Origin of the sequence: Psychroflexus sediminis (genome assembly GCF_900099815.1) — a bacterium.
Lineage (GTDB): Bacteria > Bacteroidota > Bacteroidia > Flavobacteriales > Flavobacteriaceae > Psychroflexus > Psychroflexus sediminis.
On the sequence record NZ_FNCW01000013.1, the window covers coordinates 65,669 to 83,334 of the forward strand.

General features: G+C 35.0%; 12 protein-coding genes and 2 rRNA genes. 8 read left to right on the forward strand and 6 right to left on the reverse strand.

Annotated features, from left to right (window positions below):
- Window positions 1-7 precede the first annotated feature (7 nt).
- Genes BLP81_RS11910 through BLP81_RS11920 form a run of 3 tightly spaced genes read right to left on the reverse strand, consistent with a single transcriptional unit; the run spans window position 8 to window position 3,407 of the window.
- Window positions 8-1,348: a 4Fe-4S dicluster domain-containing protein gene (locus tag BLP81_RS11910; protein ID WP_176752718.1), complete on the reverse strand. Its 1,341-nt coding sequence runs from the start codon at window positions 1,346-1,348 to the stop codon at window positions 8-10.
- A gap of 2 nt (window positions 1,349-1,350) precedes the next feature.
- Window positions 1,351-2,283, reverse strand: a complete 933-nt coding sequence (locus tag BLP81_RS11915) for an MlaD family protein (RefSeq protein ID WP_093369249.1) — start codon at window positions 2,281-2,283, stop codon at window positions 1,351-1,353.
- Between the two features lie 41 nt (window positions 2,284-2,324).
- Complete coding sequence (locus tag BLP81_RS11920) at window positions 2,325-3,407, reverse strand: N-acetylmuramoyl-L-alanine amidase family protein (RefSeq protein ID WP_394330534.1); 1,083 nt, start codon at window positions 3,405-3,407, stop codon at window positions 2,325-2,327.
- A gap of 145 nt (window positions 3,408-3,552) precedes the next feature.
- Between BLP81_RS11920 and BLP81_RS11925 the strand changes: the two genes are divergently transcribed.
- From BLP81_RS11925 to BLP81_RS11935, 3 genes are read left to right on the forward strand one after another with little or no spacing between them, the layout of a single operon-like run.
- Window positions 3,553-6,249 (forward strand): putative LPS assembly protein LptD, encoded by a 2,697-nt coding sequence (locus tag BLP81_RS11925; RefSeq protein ID WP_093369257.1) that lies wholly within the window; start codon window positions 3,553-3,555, stop codon window positions 6,247-6,249.
- Between the two features lie 7 nt (window positions 6,250-6,256).
- Window positions 6,257-6,640, forward strand: a complete 384-nt coding sequence (locus BLP81_RS11930; protein WP_093369265.1) for a Rid family detoxifying hydrolase — start codon at window positions 6,257-6,259, stop codon at window positions 6,638-6,640.
- A 6-nt stretch (window positions 6,641-6,646) separates the two neighbouring features.
- Window positions 6,647-8,371 carry a sodium:solute symporter family protein gene (locus BLP81_RS11935; protein WP_093369268.1) on the forward strand — a complete coding sequence of 575 codons (1,725 nt, stop codon included), beginning with the start codon at window positions 6,647-6,649 and terminating at the stop codon, window positions 8,369-8,371.
- Here the strand turns inward: BLP81_RS11935 and BLP81_RS11940 are convergent.
- Window positions 8,364-12,806, reverse strand: a complete 4,443-nt coding sequence (locus tag BLP81_RS11940) for a translocation/assembly module TamB domain-containing protein (protein ID WP_093369271.1) — start codon at window positions 12,804-12,806, stop codon at window positions 8,364-8,366. The genes BLP81_RS11935 and BLP81_RS11940 overlap by 8 nt on opposite strands.
- A gap of 111 nt (window positions 12,807-12,917) precedes the next feature.
- Here BLP81_RS11940 and tsaD point away from each other — a divergent pair, with 111 nt between their 5' ends.
- The 5 genes from tsaD (at window position 12,918) to BLP81_RS11965 (ending at window position 17,116) form a co-directional block, all read left to right on the forward strand.
- Window positions 12,918-13,943, forward strand: coding sequence for a tRNA (adenosine(37)-N6)-threonylcarbamoyltransferase complex transferase subunit TsaD (gene tsaD / locus BLP81_RS11945; protein WP_093369276.1), 1,026 nt, complete (start codon window positions 12,918-12,920; stop codon window positions 13,941-13,943).
- A 150-nt stretch (window positions 13,944-14,093) separates the two neighbouring features.
- Complete coding sequence (locus BLP81_RS11950) at window positions 14,094-14,795, forward strand: 16S rRNA (uracil(1498)-N(3))-methyltransferase (protein WP_093369280.1); 702 nt, start codon at window positions 14,094-14,096, stop codon at window positions 14,793-14,795.
- Entirely contained in the window at window positions 14,792-15,436 is a 645-nt protein-coding gene (locus BLP81_RS11955) for a DUF4159 domain-containing protein (RefSeq protein ID WP_093369284.1), read from the forward strand. The genes BLP81_RS11950 and BLP81_RS11955 overlap by 4 nt, the downstream gene beginning before the upstream one ends.
- Window positions 15,433-15,933: a TrmH family RNA methyltransferase gene (locus BLP81_RS11960; RefSeq protein WP_093369291.1), complete on the forward strand. Its 501-nt coding sequence runs from the start codon at window positions 15,433-15,435 to the stop codon at window positions 15,931-15,933. Before BLP81_RS11955 ends, BLP81_RS11960 begins: the two co-directional genes overlap by 4 nt.
- Window positions 15,917-17,116, forward strand: coding sequence for a THUMP-like domain-containing protein (locus tag BLP81_RS11965; protein ID WP_093369295.1), 1,200 nt, complete (start codon window positions 15,917-15,919; stop codon window positions 17,114-17,116). Before BLP81_RS11960 ends, BLP81_RS11965 begins: the two co-directional genes overlap by 17 nt.
- Window positions 17,117-17,185: 69 nt before the next feature.
- Here BLP81_RS11965 and rrf read toward each other — a convergent pair.
- Window positions 17,186-17,294: ribosomal RNA gene (gene rrf, locus BLP81_RS11970) — 5S ribosomal RNA — on the reverse strand.
- Between the two features lie 212 nt (window positions 17,295-17,506).
- Window positions 17,507-17,666, reverse strand: a 23S ribosomal RNA gene (locus BLP81_RS11975); the annotation flags it as partial.

Sequence of the window (17,666 nt, forward strand, 5' to 3'; positions counted from 1 at the left end):
ATACTGATTATTCTTTAGCCCAGTTCAATCTATCCTGCTGATTATATGGCCAGGGGGCAGCATTATTTTCTATGTTTGTCATTGCATTATTGAGCTCAACAGGAGCAGCACTTTGCTCCATAACCAGGTATTGTCTCATATCCATGATGATGGATAAGGGATCTATACCTACAGGACAAGCGTCTACACAGGCATTACAGGTCGTACATGCCCAGAGTTCTTCTCTTGTGATATAATTGTCTAAAAGCTGATTATCGCTTGTTATTTCTTTGCCTTTGTTTAAATCGCTTCCGATTTCTTCCAGTCTATCTCGTGTATCCATCATGATCTTTCTTGGAGATAGTTTTTTACCCGTTTGGTTTGCAGGACATTCCGCAGTACAGCGACCACATTCTGTACAGGTGTAGGCACTTAGAAGCTGAAACCAATTTAAATCCTGGACATCACTGGCACCAAATTTTTCTGGTATGTCCTCCTCTCCATCAGCCTCAGGCTCTGCAAAAGGATCTGCATTGGGATCCATCATCAGCTTCACTTCTTTAGTAACAGCATCCAGATTTTTAAATTTACCCATGGCATCTAAATTCGAAAAGTAGACATTCGGAAATGCCAGTAAGATATGAAGGTGTTTTGAGTAATACAGGTAATTTAAGAATATCAATATCCCAACGATATGAAACCACCATGCTGTTCTTTCAATAATGATCAGCGTATCGATACTCATTCCGTCAAAAAGAGGTAACATATACTGACTGACAGGAAAAGAACCTACAATTCCTGCTTCACTTGCATAATGTTGCGCACCCTGAAGTTGCAATTCCAAGTCGGCAGCATTCATGGTTAAAAAAAGCACCATGAGTACAACTTCAAAATAAAGAATATAGTTGGCATCATTTTTAGGCCATCCCTTTAATTCATTAGCTAAAAATCGTTTGATGTTCATCACATTTCTTCGCAGCCAGAAGATGATAACACTCAATAGAACCAATAAAGCCAATATTTCAAAAGTGCCAATCAAAACATTATACACCGGGCCTAGAAATCCAAATATTCTGTGAGTTCCAAGAACTCCATCTATAATGATTTCTAAAACCTCGATATTGATAATCACAAAACCCAGATAAACAATGATATGCAGGATACCTGCAATGGGCCTGGTAACCATTTTAGACTGACCCAAAGCTACTCTCATCATTTTCTTGAAGCGCTTATTTTTTTGGTCGTTACGCTCCACTTCTCTTCCTAAGCTAATATTACGCTTGAGAGATGATACATTTTTTGCAAAAAATAAAATAGCAGCTATTAAAACTATTAAAAATAAAATCTGTGGTAAATAGTCTAAAATCATATTTAGTTTTCAGGTTTTTCGTACTTCTCATTGTTTTTTCCAAACACAGAAAAATGGACATAGCGTTTTGGATTCAATTTAATATCTCGTAAGAGCTCCTCTAACTCCTTAGAAGCATCTTCTAAATTATTATATAACTCTTCATCATTGATAAGTTTACCTAAAGACCCTTCATTGTTTTTCAATTTTTCTGAAATGTCATTTAAATTAGCAAGGGTTTGGTCTGCGTTTTCGATAATTCTGCCAAATTCTATTTGAGATAATGAATCTGATAACCTTGAAAGGTTTTCTGAAGTTCGACTAAACTGGCTGATTGTAGAATTGATTTCTTCTTCGTTAGTATCAAGAATTCTTTCAACTTTTGAGGAGGTATTGTTAAGGGTTATGAGTGTAGTGTTCAGGTTTTTAACAGATTGCCTTAAGTTATTTCTGGTTTCTGGATCCAAGATGTTATTGAATGCTCCGAGTAAAGTGTCAACTTCAACAACTGCATTTGAAATTTTATCTTTTAAAGGGGTCAATTTCTCATTGACCAACTCGATTAAACCTTCCTCTACAGCAGATTCCAAAGTATCTCCAGATTTTGCTAAATCACCTGAATCCTGCTTGAGTTTTATTTGCATGGACTTACCCCCTATCAAACCACCACCATAGATTTTTGCAACACTTTTTTTTGAAAACTGAATATCGTTATTCAAATTAATGGTCACTAAAAGATTACCTGAATCCATGAAATTTATACTGGTCACCTTTCCAACCTGAAACCCATTGATGTTAACAGGCGCAGATGGACTTAGTCCTTCCACATCGTCATACACAGCATAAAAAGTTCGAGATGTGTTAAATATATTATTCCCTTTCAGGAAATTATAACCAAATATGAGCATGGCAACTGCTACTATAACAAGTATACCAACTTTAAGTTCTTTATTCAAAGGTATTAGTTTTATTCAAATGTAATAAACTTTAATGAAAACTAGTCCCCAACTCTAGTATTGAGGGCTTCTTTTATCGAAATTTTATCACCTGAAGAATTAAAAGCAACTATAAATGCAGAGGTATAACCTTCTGCTTTAGCTTTATCTCTCAGGCTCTGTGCACTCATATAATTCTTGGTCTTCCCAAATAAATATTTGAATAAATCGTTTTCCTGATAACGGATAATAGGTGATAGTTTTTTAAAGTTTTCTGGACTAGGATCAATTTTTCTAGAACTAGCGGCTAACTGTATTCTAAATATCACTGAAGAAAAATCTTCCATAACATCACTAGAACTAACTTTATATTCACTCAATTCAGATTCTAAAGCCTCTATATTGATGATGTTTTTGTATTCATTAATTCCATTTACAATGGCATCGGCTAGTTGAGTTTGTCCTGTTTCAGAATTTAGAAAAGCACCTTCCTTTTTATTGGTTAAAAATCCAGTTTCGATTAATACGCTAGGCATATAAGTTTCCCTCAAGACTAGAAAGCCTGCTTGTTTCACACCCCTGTCCTTTAGAGTTAGAGCTCCTGAAAATTGCCTTTGAACAAAATTAGCAAGTAAAGCACTTTGATCTAAAAACTCTTCTTGCATAATCGTAAACCCAATATAGGATTCCGGAGAGTCTGGATCAAAACCATCGTATTTCACCTCATAGTCCTCCTCAAACTTAATCACAGAATTTTCTTTCATCGCAATCTCTAAGTTATCTTTATTTCTATGAAGACCGAGTACAAAGGTTTCTGTACCTGAAGGAGCACTATTTCTTACACCATTACAATGAATGGATACAAATAAATCAGCATTGGATTTATTGGCAACTTGAGCTCTTTTATCCAAAGGAATGAAAACATCTGTTTCTCTGGTATAAAGAACTTCTAAACCTTCGTATTTTTCGAGTTGTTTGCCGACTTTCAGAGCGATTTTTAAGGCAATATCCTTTTCCAAATAATCGTTACCTGTATTGCCTGCGTCTTTCCCTCCATGTCCAGCATCAATAACCACTACAAATTTATTGGTATCAGACTGGGAATGCATCAAATTAAAACCGAAGTTAAAAATGATAATAAACATAATTAGGTAAAGACTTGAAATGGGTCTAAGCATAGATTTTATAATTCTTAATGTTATTGGAAACTTTTTTAGGAAGCATAAAAATAAAATGTAATTTTGAAACTTCTTTAAAAAGTCTTCATTTACAAAAATAGTACTAAAAGCATTGCGTACAAACTTACTTTATATACTTTTTGGGATTGGTTTTCTTTTCAATTTTGGGCTTTATGCACAAGAAAAAGAACCTCAGAAAGTAGACTTTGGTTATCTCATCAAAAATGAAGCCGATTCTATAACTCAGCGTATTAAATATGTAATCGGAGATACATTGGTTCAGAACAAAACAATCAAAAAACGGGAAGTTCTAACCGATATTGTAGATGCTTATGCCAAAGATTACAAAAGATTGTCGAGGAAGACTGATAAAATGTACTTATTTAACGAGGCCGTTGTAGAATATGGTGACATGACCATAAACGCTGGTTGGATTATCGTAGATAATTCGACAAAAGAAGTTTTTGCTTCAGGGATCATCGACTCGACAGGGGCTTATACTCAAGCGCCAACATTTAAGCAAGGAGAAAACTTAGTAGAACCCGATAGTCTGATTTTTAACTTCGATTCAAAAAAAGCTTTGGTTTTTAATTCCAGAACAGAGCAAGGGGGTTTTAAGGTAAAGGGAGAAATTTCCAAGCGACAAAACGACTCTATATACTATTTGGCCAATGCAAAATTTACTACAGCTGAAAATATTGATGATGCAGATTACTATTTCTTTGCTAGGAAAATTAAATTTGTTCCAGACAGTAAGATTGTGACAGGCTTTGTAAACATGTACATTGCTGATGTCCCAACTCCTTTGGGATTGCCGTTTGGGTATTTTCCGCTGACCGATAAGCAAGCTTCAGGTTTTATCATTCCCTCCTATGGTGAAAATAGAAACAGGGGCTTTTTTCTTATGAACGGAGGCTATTACTTTGCCATTAGCGATTATGTGGATTTAGCTGTTCTTGGAGATTATTACACCAACGGGAGTTATGGTTTGAGGCTGGAAAGTGATTATAATGTTCGCTATCGCTTCAATGGTAATGTAGCTTTTCGATATGAAAAACTACTGCTTGAAGAACGTGGCTTTCCCAACTTTAGCGAAACTACAGTTTATAACTTGAGGTGGAGTCATAACCAAGATCAAAAGGCCAATCCTTCATCTCGATTTTCAGCATCTGTAAATTTAGGTTCCAGTGATTATTATCAACAATCTGTCAATCAGAATAATACTGGAAATTTCCTGAACAACACCCTGAATTCATCTGTGACCTATTCAAAAACCTTCGAAGGGGAACCAGCCATGAACTTAAATATATCGGCCACCCACAACCAAAACACAAATACAGAAGTCATTAACCTGACTTTACCGACCTTGCAATTCAGTATAGGAAGAGTTTTTCCTTTTGCTCCAAAAACAGGATCCAAAAAAGGAGCTATTCAAAATATCAATTTACAATACAATGTCAGGGCCGAAAACAGAATTACAACGACTGATTCATTGTTTTTTAGACCCGAAATGTTTGAAGGTGCAGACGTTGGAGCAAGACACACTATACCGATTTCTACCAACTTCAAGATTTTCGAACATTTTAGTGTAAGTGCAGGCATGAATTATAATGAAGTATGGACACTCAAAACCTTTGATCAACAATTTGACGAACAGCTTCGTAATGTAAGAAGAGATACTATAAATGGTTTTGATTCATACAGAACCTATAATTTTTCTACTTCAGTGGGAACCACTGTATATGGTATGTTCAATTTTGGAGATGATAAGAAAATTAAAGCAGTACGGCATGTCATGAGACCTTCTGTTTCTTACAATATAAGTCCTGCTTTTGATCAATATTATGATGAATATACACGAACGGGTATTGCGGGACTTGAAGATGAAGTCGTGGAGTTTTCAAGATTTGAAGGAACACTCAACGGTGCGCCAGGTAATAATTTTGCCAGTAGTATGTCATTCAATCTTACAAATGATATTGAGGCTAAAGTTAGAAAAAAAGATTCTACACTAACAGGAGATGAGCGTTTTAAGAAAATCAGTCTTCTTAATAATTTTGGCTTAAGTACCAATTATAATTTTGCAGTGGACTCCCTTCAGCTCAGCCCCATATCGGTAAGAGGAACTTTACCTATCGTACAAGATAAATTGGCTATTAATTTTCTCGGTACTTTAGATGTTTATGCCTTAAACAGCAATAACAGAAGAATTAGTACACTCAACATCAACAACGGAGGAAGCCTATTCAGGCTTACCAGAGCTAATGCGAGTTTTAGCTATTCATTTTCAAATAAAGATTTTCAGAAAGACGAGGAGAAAAAGGGAGAAGAAGAAAAAGATGAGGAAGAATATGACTCAGAAAGCTATAGGAATGGAGGAAGACCTGATGACCTTTTTGGCTCTAGCGAAATGATGAATCGGCCGGATCGTGACAAAGGTTCAAAAAATGATGAAAATGAAAGGTATAATTATGCTATACCCTGGAATCTAAATTTAGCTTATACCATGACTTACTCCAATAATGCGAGACAAGATGAAATAAGTTCTCACTCTCTTATGTTTTCCGGAGATTTAGAATTATCTCCTACATGGAATGTTGGTATATCTTCAGGTTATGATATAAAAAATAAAGGCTTTACATTTACTCAACTAAGGTTTGCAAAAGACTTAAAAAGCTGGCAAATGAGTTTTAACTGGACACCATTTGGAGTTAGGAAGTCTTGGTTTTTCTTTATCGGTATAAAATCCAGCATCTTACAAGATGTGAAATACGATAGAAACAGAGAACGCGATAGAACCTTACAATAATAAGTTTATGAAAAAAATAATCAACACTGAACAAGCAGCGTCACCCATTGGCCCTTACAGTCAAGCTGTTTTAATCAACGGGTTTTTATATACATCTGGGCAAATTGCTTTAAATCCTGAAACTGGTGAGACCGAATTTGATTCTATTGAAGCAGAAACCACGCGTGTGATGAAAAGTCTGGAAGCAATTTTGAAAGAAGCCAAACTCACTTTCTCTCAGGTTATAAAAGCAACTATCTATATCTCAAATATGGACGATTTTGCAAAAATAAATAAAATTTATGGTTCTTATTTTGATGAAGAAACCGCTCCAGCGAGAGAAACAATTCAAGTGGCAAGGCTGCCAAAAGATGCAAATGTTGAAATAAGCCTTATCGCTTTCCAAGACTAAACTTCTATGCTTTTAAGCCTTATAGACTGGGTTATTATTATTGCCTTTTTCGCATTAAGTTTAGGAATAGGTGTCTACGCTTCAAAATCCAGCGGTAAAAACGCCAAGAATTTTTTTCTTTCCGGAAGAAATATGTCCTGGTGGCTGCTTGGTATCTCCATGGTGGCTACAACCTTTGCTGCCGATACTCCCGGTCTGGTAGCCGGTATTGTCAGAAATGATGGTGTTTATGGAAACTGGGTCTGGTGGAGTTTTCTACTCACCGGCATGCTCACCGTTTTTTTCTATTCCAAACTTTGGAGAAAAAGTGAAATTACGACAGACCTTGAGTTTTACGAACTTCGGTATAGCGGCAAAAGTGCTGCCTTTTTGAGAGGCTTCAGAGCGATTTATTTGGGTGTGTTTTTCAATATTGTCATCATGGCTACTGTTTGTTTGGCTGCTATAAAAATTGGACATGTCATGTTCGATTTTTCTGCAGTTGAATCATTGGTCATTTCCTGTTCGGTAACTGTGTTGTATTCTATGCTCGGAGGACTGAAGGGGGTCATTCTTACCGATTTTGTGCAATTTGCCATCGCTATTACAGGAAGTGTTTGGGCTACAATTTATATTGTGGGTATGCCCGAAATTGGAGGCATACAAGAATTGCTTACTGTACCTGAAGTTCAGGATAAAAGCTCCATTTTTCCAGATTTCACTAATCCAGAGGTCTATGTACCTGTTCTTGTGGTACCCCTTGCTGTACAGTGGTGGAGTGTTTGGTATCCTGGAGCAGAACCTGGAGGAGGTGGTTATATTGTTCAGCGCATGTTAGCGGCCAAAAACACAAAACATGCTACTTTAGCTACACTGCTATTTACCGTTGTTCATTATGCCGTACGGCCCTGGCCTTGGATTATTATCGGCCTGGCTTCTTTGGTCTTATTTCCGGATTTGGAAAGCTTATCCCTGGCCTTTCCAGGCCTTAACCAAGACTTTATTAAGGATGATCTGGCTTATGCGGCTATGCTTTCCTATTTACCGGCGGGTCTTTTGGGCCTTGTGGTTACTTCTTTGATAGCTGCTTTTATGAGTACCATATCCACGCATCTCAATTGGGGAAGTAGTTATGTGGTAAATGACTTTTATGTAAGATTCTTAAAACCAGATGCTTCAGAACGTAACAAAGTTTTAATAGGTAGACTTTCAACCTTATTAATGATGGTTTTTTCTGCACTACTCGCTCTTGTCCTTGAGGAAGCAAAAGAAGCCTTCGATTTGTTATTACAAATAGGAGCAGGAACCGGTCTACTTTTTATATTAAGATGGTTTTGGTATAAAATCAACCCATATAGTGAAATAGCAGCCATGCTGTCTTCATTTTTAATTGCAGTTATTTTCTTTGTGGGGGAAAAAAACGATTTCTGGGAAATTGACACTTATGTAAAACTTATTATTGGCGTATTAATTACCACCTGTATTTGGGTTGCAGTCACCTTGTTAACAAAACCTTCTTCAAAAGAAACCCTTCATACTTTTGAAAATAAAGTCTTCGATAACAATAACAAATTTGAAGGTTTTAAATTTAAAATTATAGGCTTCTTTGCTGGAGTTGCAGGAGTTTATTCAGCATTATTTGCTACCGGATATCTTATCTATAACAATATGCTACTATTTTCAATATCGGTTGGGGTTTGTTTGGTATCGATATTGATTTTGACTGCCTACTGGAAAAAAATAATCAGTTAGAATTTCTGCTAGAAGGAAAAATGAGGTAGGAAGGTAATTCAATATTTTTATCCTCCCCTTCATTTTTCTCTTTCTCCTTTTTTATGTATTCATTTTTAAGAAGCTTACTTATCAGTTCTTTAAAGGAATCAAAATCTACAGTATATGTAAGGCCTACTCCCTGTGTATACCCCAATTCCTCACCAATAAATTGAATATCACTTTCTCTGTTGAATACATTTGCTCTAAGACTCCCTGTCTCATTCAGAAGGAAATTGACTTCTACATCACCAAATACAACAGATTCCGTAACTCCGCCAACAGGAACTCCAAATCTTCCATTGATTAATACCCTGTCGGTGATTTTAGTTTTTATGGAAAGTCCTACTCTATCGGCCAGGTTATTTTGGCTTAAACGTCTGTCATTTTGTTGGTAATTGAGTCCAAGCTTGAATTTGTTATCCTCTTTAGAGATAATATCATCAACGATTCCAGAAGCTCTTTCTATCAAGTTTCCGGTAATAGCGTTTTGACCTAATCCTGCTTGACTGTAAAAAGTTCCTTGAGTCACAAGTGATAAAGCCTGAAGTTCTGTATTTTCTCTGCCCTGTATACGATATTCTAACTCACTTTTGACCACAGAAGACAGATTGGGAAAATTCAAACTGAATTCAATATCAGGCTGAACGATTTGCCCGCCTAAGTTTATTAGAACTTCAACTGGTATTTCTCGATTTATAGTAGGGTTTTCTAAAAGTATAGCGGGATTGGCCTCTGTTATATATTTGGCTTGAATGTCAATATTAGCCTTTAAAGGATCTCCATTCCAGGTTAAATTGGATCCCGGAATAACTTCAAATCGCTTTTGAACTAAGCCCGAATATTTAAAAATATATTCTCCATCATAGACAGCATAATCACCATACATATTGAATTTACCATTGGTGTTGATTTCTATCAATAACGTGCCCGCTCCTCTCCCTTTCAAACTACTTCCATTAACAGGATCTACCACAATTTCCACTTCTGCATCTCTGGTAATATCCAAATCGAAATTTAGACTTAAACCCTTAACTTCTTCAAATTTGATTTTGCGACCTGCTTCCTGAGAAAGCTTATCTTCTAAACTTAGAAAATAAATAAAGGAATTATCCCCAAGGGATTCCGTATCATCCAATGGGATTTTAAAAACTGTATTTTCTTCTGTTTCAGCTTCTACGTTAATTTCAATTTCATCTGATGGACCAACAATAGATGCATTTCCATCTATAAACGCAGTACCATAATAAAGTCGACCTTCTTTAAATTTTGTGTCCAAGGCGACAAGATTACTGGAACTAATGTTCAAATCTAAGTACCACTCCTCAAAATTTTCATTACTAATTGAGCCATTGAGTAAGCCTTGAGTTTTATACTTTACGTCTGTGATTTCAATATCATTAAACACAAAGTCTTTATCGCTGAAACCTATCCTTGAGCTATTCTCAAAATCAAAATCGATATTAAGATAAGGTACGCTTAACCCAGCTTCTTTTAACTGCAATTCACCGTTGAAAAACGGATTTCCAATTTCACCTGTTACATCTACATTCCCGGAGGCAAACCCCCTAATATTTGAAATGACTTCTTCTCCAAAAACACTGAATGAACTTAAATCAAATTCATTAAAATTGACACCTACATCAAAGTATTGATCTTTGTCGTCTGTAAAAACTAAGCCTTCAGCCTTAAATAAAGTTTTATTTTTCGTTTGTAATTCTGAAACAATATCAAATGAACTTAGATCTTTATTTCCGTTAGCTGCTAATGAAAACTGACCATATTTCACCTCATTGAACTCTAAGTCCTCGATAACCACATCCAGGTTTGGGGCATAAATATTATTTTTTTGAAAAATATCCAGGGTTCCGTTTAAGAGGCCTGCAAACTGAATGCTGTCCTGTTTTGGTATTACGTCAGCAAGTTTCACTTTATCAAACTTCAGCATTAAATCTTTATAAGTAGAATCTTTTATTATACCATTGAGCAAAATGGACTGATTTCCGCTAGACAATTTTAGAGAGTCCATATTGAAATTTTGAAATCCCCGTTCTATTTCCACCTTATTATTTTTATCAGATTCTCTGTTGAGAAACCATAAGTTCTCATTATAAACAATACTAGATCGCTTAAAACCAAATGTAGATTTATCATCATCGCTTATAGTTTGATAAATACTTAAATTGAAATTATCTTGCTTTAACTGCCCTCCCTTAAATTCAGTTCTTACAAAAAGTGTATCTTTTAGATTAACGTTGATCATATTGAAATCTGAAATATCATAAAATGAAGTCATTATGTTTTCAATTTCAACATATGAGTTATATAAAGGACTATCTGTATCGACTTGGATATTGATATTCTTGAGGACATTATCATAAATACTGATGCGAGGTGATCTAAAATTCAAAGAAAAGTCGGTCTCACTGGCATCTATGTTTCCCCTTATGAATGTATTGGAAGCCACCTCAATTTCAGGAAAGAAAACTTCGACAATTTTATTATAGATATTCAAATCAAAATCAACATACTGGTAATTTTGTTTTGAGTCCTTCTTACTTCTGAAATATAAATTTTCTACAGCATCAGAAAATAACTGAGGTAAAGAAGATAATTTAAATTCTCCTTCAAGCTTTCCGCTAATGACATCGGGGCTATCTATACTTATAATTTGTTTGGTATCCTCAAATGAAGATTTAATCACCAAATCTTCAAAAGCATAAATTTCACGTTCGTTTTCGTATTTCAAAGAATTAAAACTGAGCTGACCTTTAAGCTCATCAATAGAATTTCCCTTTAAGTCAACAGTTAAATTTCCTTGGAAGTCGGCCATGGTATCGCGATTGACTATATTTAAGTCATATAAATCTGCATATTCCACGTCTGCATTAAAATTGAATTCATTTTCTTCTTTTGAAGCATCAAGCAGACCGTCGAAAGAAAACAAAAAATTGGGGTCTAAACTTATCATTTCTCCATTGAAGTAAGGAGCTTTAAGATTACCGTTAAGCTTAATGTTTTTGTAAGTATAACCATTAACCCCAATTGAATTTATGGTGCCAATTGCCAAAGTATTGAGGGAAGACTTCGTAAATCCGGAACCATTCACTTTGAAGTTAAACGTGGTATTTCCAAGAGTTTTATTATTGAAAAAGTCACCTAAATCAAATTCAGAAACAGCTAAAAACCCACTATACTTGACGGTTTCAGGCTTTTGATAATTTTCAAAATTCAAATTCATCTCTGCGTTCCCCAACTCTGTCTTCATATTCAAAACAGTGAACAATTCATTATTTGATAATTCGATTTTTCCTTGAAGTTGGGTTGTTCCAAAGGTTTTAAAATAAGCAGGTAAATTTGGTTTTAAGTCGGTTGGGAAAAGCGCAATCAAATCCTTGTAGGTTGTGGTGATATCCAAAGGATAGCCAACCATGTTGAATGGAGAATCGCCAAAAGAATTATAGAGTTTGAGGTTGCCGGAAATACTCGTATGATCATTTCCCTCAATGTCTAAATTTTGAAGATCGAGATTATTAAGCTGACCTCTAGCAGCTCCATTGAGGTTGAATTCTTGGCCATACCCGAAACCATCATAAAACCGCCGCAGATCTGTACTTGAAATAAGCGATTTTTTGAAATCAGCTTCCAGATTCACCCTGTCAAAAAAGTACTGAAGATCTTTTCTATCGTAATCAAACTTAAGTATCCCTTTAATATTGGAATATGGAGTTTCCAATATAAGATTTTGAAAATCCATTTGTTGTGGGCTATAAGTAAATTGAGTTTTGAAATCTTCAACAAGAATTCCCTGCTTAAGAATGCCAGAGAGCCGTCTGAGGTTTAATTCAATATTTGGTCCTGATAGCTTGAAATTTGAAATATTAAAGTCTAAATCCCTGATGAAAAATGTGGGATCATTGTCTATGTTTTTATTGATAACAGCAAATTCACTTTCAAAAGCAAGTACTCTGTTGATTTTCAACTGAAAAGGCTCTGATGATTTTGAGGTCGTATCGCTTAGTTTTTCAATAAACTTGGTAAATTCATCGTCTTTTTCACCCCGATACTGTTTCAATTTAAATTTTAATTGCTGAAATTCTGTGTTTGAAAAATGGAGATTAGTTCCTGAAAGATTTGAAAGGTTTACTAAAGAAGTGGATAAGGTTTTCGCATATATGATCGTATCACCATAATCATCCCTTAAAAGTAAATCCTCTAAAACTATATTTCCCTTATAGTTTACTTTTAAGCCTTTTACATTAAGGTCAGTTTGATAAGCTTTATTGAAATTATCAGTGAGTTTACCTCCATAATATGACTGGACTTGTGGGATTAAAAAAATCAGGACAAGGAGCAAAAATACCAGTATTATGGCTATAAATGCATTTTTTATAAATTTCCAAAGTTTTCTGAGCACTCTAATGTCTATAATTTTTTCAAAGATATATCAAATACTAGTCCTAAATACTTTCAACAAGGCTATAAATTTAATTAGCTTTGCTTGTCAAACAGGTTTTCAAATAAAGGAATGAGCACTCAAAAAAACACTTACATATTAGGGATTGAATCATCTTGTGATGATACATCGGCTGCTGTTTTTTACAATGACCAAGTTTTAAGCAATATAGTTGCCACTCAGGAGGTTCACAAGGAATACGGGGGTGTTGTGCCTGAACTAGCTTCCAGAGCACATCAGCAACATATTGTACCGGTTGTAGACCAAGCCCTGAAGAAAGCGAATATTACCAAAAATGATTTGTCTGCTATTGCATATACGAGAGGACCAGGTTTGATGGGGTCTTTGCTGGTCGGTAGTTCCTTCGCAAAATCTTTGAGTCTTGCCCTCGAGATTCCGCTTATAGAGGTCAATCACATGCAAGCGCATTTGCTTGTTCATTTTATAAATGATACAAATTCAAAATCTCCAAAATTTCCTTTTCTTGGGGTGACCATAAGTGGCGGCCATACCCAGATCGTAAAAGTTAAAGGTTATTTTGAGATGGAAGTAATTGGAGAAACACTCGATGATTCTATAGGTGAGGCTTTCGACAAGTGTGGAAAAATGCTCAACCTCTCTTATCCTGCAGGTCCAGAAATTGATAAACACTCTAAACTTGGAGATCCGCAAAAGTTTGAATTTGCCAAACCTAATGTAAAAGGACTAGATTTTAGTTTTAGTGGATTAAAAACATCTGTTTTGTATTATCTTCAAAAACAAACAAGACAGAATCCCAACTTCATAGAAGAAAACATAAATGATCTTTGCGCTTCCTTTCAAAGAAAAGTAGTTGACATATTGATATCCAAACTGGAAAAAGCTGTAAAAGAGACTGGGATTAAGGAGATAGCGATCGGTGGTGGTGTGTCTGCCAATTCTGGCATTCGGGAAGCACTTATAGAAAAAAAACAGACAAATCAGTGGAATGTATTTATTCCAAAGTTTGAATATTGCACAGATAATGCAGCCATGATAGGAATTGTAGGTTACCTGAAATTTAAAGAAAATCGATTTACTGACTTATCCACTGCTTCAAAAGCAAGATATGCTCTCTAATCTAAAACAATTTTTTATGAAGATCCATAGTAATTCTTGCTAGTACTAAATCCTGATAAATTGTTCAAAGCTTTCTAAACTGAGATTGCTAGGTGTAGTAAGCTTTAGCAGAAATGTAAAGAGACTTTTAGTTTTAAAACCTTAAAAATAATGCAACTTTTCTACGAACCCCTTTTTGATTCAACAGCCAAGCTTATCGTGGTAAATCCTATTGAAAGCCGGCATATCTCAAAAGTGCTTAGAAAAAATATTGGTGATAAGGTTTTTATCACCAATGGCATGGGACTATTAGCTGAGGGCCTTATAAAAAGCAACCATCCTAAAAAATGTGAAATCGAGGTATTGAAAATTGACGAAAAAAAAGCCTCAAAACATCATCTTCACATAGCCATAGCTCCCACTAAGGCTAACGATAGATTTGAGTGGTTTCTGGAAAAAGCGACTGAAATAGGGATACAAGAAATAACACCACTACTTTGCGAACACAGCGAAAGAAGAACTATTAAACTTGAGCGCTACGAAAAAGTCTTGCAAGCAGCCATGAAACAATCTTTAAATGCTTTTTTACCTAAATTAAATGAATTGACTTCATTTTCTGATTTTATCACTTCCGAATATAATTCGACAAAATTAATTGCCCATTGTGAAAACGATGCCAAAGAAAGACTTTCCAAAGTGGTTGGAGACGATAATTTAGTATTAATTGGACCTGAAGGAGATTTTTCAAGGTCTGAAATAGATTTAGCGGTATCTTACGGTTTTAATCCCATTTCGCTGTCAAACTCGAGGTTGCGTACCGAAACTGCAGGAATAGTAGCTTGTCATACTGTTAACTTAATAAAATCCATATGAGGCTAACTTTTATTTTAATCTTGATTTTAGGGATAAAAAGCACTACTGCTCAAGAGATTGCACTCTTAAAATATGAAGGCGGGGGCGATTGGTATAGCAATCCCACTTCCTTACCAAATCTTGTTGAATTCGTCAATAAAACAACTGAAAGCAAAGTCAGTAAAACTATAAAAGAAGTAAAGCCTGAAAGTCCGGACTTATTTAATTTTGCATTTGTTCATCTTACAGGTCATGGAAATATTTATTTTTCTAATGAGGCAGCAACAAATCTTAGGAGTTATTTACTAAGTGGAGGATTTTTACATGCAGATGATAATTATGGATTAAAACCCTATTTTGAAAAGGCTATTAAAAAAGTTTTTCCTAATCGAACTTTAAAAATACTTTCACATAAGCACCCAATTTTCACAACAGAATTTGAATTCAAAAATGGATTGCCCAAGATTCATGAACATGACGGGAAACCACCTGTAGCTTACGGTATTGAGGATAAAAAAGGAAGATTGATGGTTTTATTTACCTATGAAAGTGACTTGGGAAATGGATGGGAAGATCCATCTGTTCACGGAGATCCTGAGGCTGTAAGACGTGAAGCTCTTAAAATGGGCGTCAATATTCTTAAATATGCTTTTATGCAATGAAAGACGAGCAACTAAAACATCACCAGGTAAACTTTAATAATACTTCAAAAACTCAAATCAGCATATTACTAGATGAAATGAGTAGTCCTGCCAATTTGGGAAGTATTTTTAGAAACGCAGAGGCTTTTGGAGTTCAAAGCATTTGGATAAATAGTTCAAATCAAAAAGATCTTGAAAGCACTCGTTTTAAAAGAACCTCCAGGTCTACGTGGAAAAATTTAAACATTTCATTTTATGAGGACTTCCAGAGAGTTTTTGATGATTTTAAAGGACTAAAAATCGGCCTGGAAATCACAAATAACAGTACCGACATAAAGACATTAAGCGAACTGGATACTGATGAATTTCTTTTAGTCATGGGAAATGAAAAACGAGGGATAACCGAAAATATTTTACATAAACTCGATAAAATTTGTCATATAAAAATGTTTGGTAAAAATTCAAGTCTGAATGTTTCACAAACTTTAGGTATTGCTTTATATGAAGCAAGAAGATAGATATAAGGAATTACAAATGACTAAAGTCCTTCAATTTATTGAAGACAACTTAACTACACCCATTCCTAGCCTGGTTTTGAAAGGAAGCCCATTTGAGTCTGTAAGTATACACTCATTGGTAAATCAAATTGTTGGAAAAAATAAAGCAAAGAAAAAACTACCGAGCTGGTTTGAAAATAAAAATATCATTTATCCTCCCAAAGTTAATCTTGAACAGACTTCTTCAGAAATTACAGCAAATCATAAATCTAAGCTCATCTTTGGAAAAAGATTAATTGATTTAACAGGTGGTTTTGGTGTTGACGATTTTTATTTTTCCAAGCGAATTCAAAAGCTTACCTACGCTGAGCTTAACAAAAAACTATATGAAATCGCCAATCATAATTTTAAAGCATTATCGGTTAAAAATATTCAATGCCTAAATGTCGATTCAATTGACTATTTAAAAAAAACAAATTTCAAATACGATTGGATTTATGTGGATCCATCGCGAAGAAACAAAAATCAAAAGGTGTTCCTGCTTAAGGATTCATTACCAAATCTATTAGAACATCAGGACCTGCTAAAAGAAAAATCAAAAAACTTGATGATAAAGACTTCTCCGATGTATGATATCGAAATGGGTTATAAAGAACTATCGGGGATTAAAGAGTTACATATAATCTCTGTTAAAAATGAAGTAAAGGAATTAGTATGGGTAATAGACTGGAGAGCTGCAAACAGTAGAGCTATGAAGCTGTTCAATTACAGTTCCCTCAAAAAGTATAGGTTTGAAAAAGCTGAAACTGATGAGATTCAGACTGATCTAATATCACTGTCAAAATGTGATAAATACGTGTATGAATTCAATTCAAGCATCATGAAATCTGGCTTGTATGATCATTTTGCATCCAAATACAACTTAGATAAGCTTGAAAAAAACACAAATCTATATACCACGAACTCAATGATTACTAGTTTTCCTGGTAAAATTTACAGGATTGAAAATACTGATACCATACATTTTAAAAAGCTAAAAAAAGACTATAAAGGAAAGTTTGTGAACATCATCAGTAAAAATGTCAAAATATCTACTGAGAGCATTCGTAAAAAATTGAATTGCAATATAGGAAGCGATAGTGATTATTTAATTTTTGCAAAAACAATTGAAGGAAATAGAGTATTGAAGGCTACCAGGGTTTAACATACTATTCAAAAAGATTAAAAAATAAAAAAACCCTAAATTACGGATGTAATTAAGGGTTTAGTATAAAGAAGGCGGCGACCTACTCTTCCACGGTATGTAGTACCATCGGCGCTAACGGGCTTAACTGCTCTGTTCGGAATGGGAAGAGGTGAGCCCCGTTGCTGTAACCACCTTAAGCTCTAAAGGAGATAGTAGATTGTAGATATTGGACTTCAGCTATTAGATTTTTCGACGCACTGGTCTTTTAATCTAATGTCTCATATCTGATGTCTATTCTCTAACATCTCACTTCTAATAAGTTGACATAATAAAAATATATAAGAATTGCAGGGTAATGGCTTTGCTCTTTAGAGTCTGAAGTAAGGAATTAAAATAATAATCATCTTCATAGATAAGCTCTTCGGATAATTAGTATCACTTGGCTATGACATTACTGCCTTTACACCTGTGACCTATCAACCCCATCGTCTTTGGGGATCCTTTAAAGAAATCTCATCTTGTGGTGGGTTTCGCGCTTATATGCTTTCAGCGCTTATCCCTTCCAAAC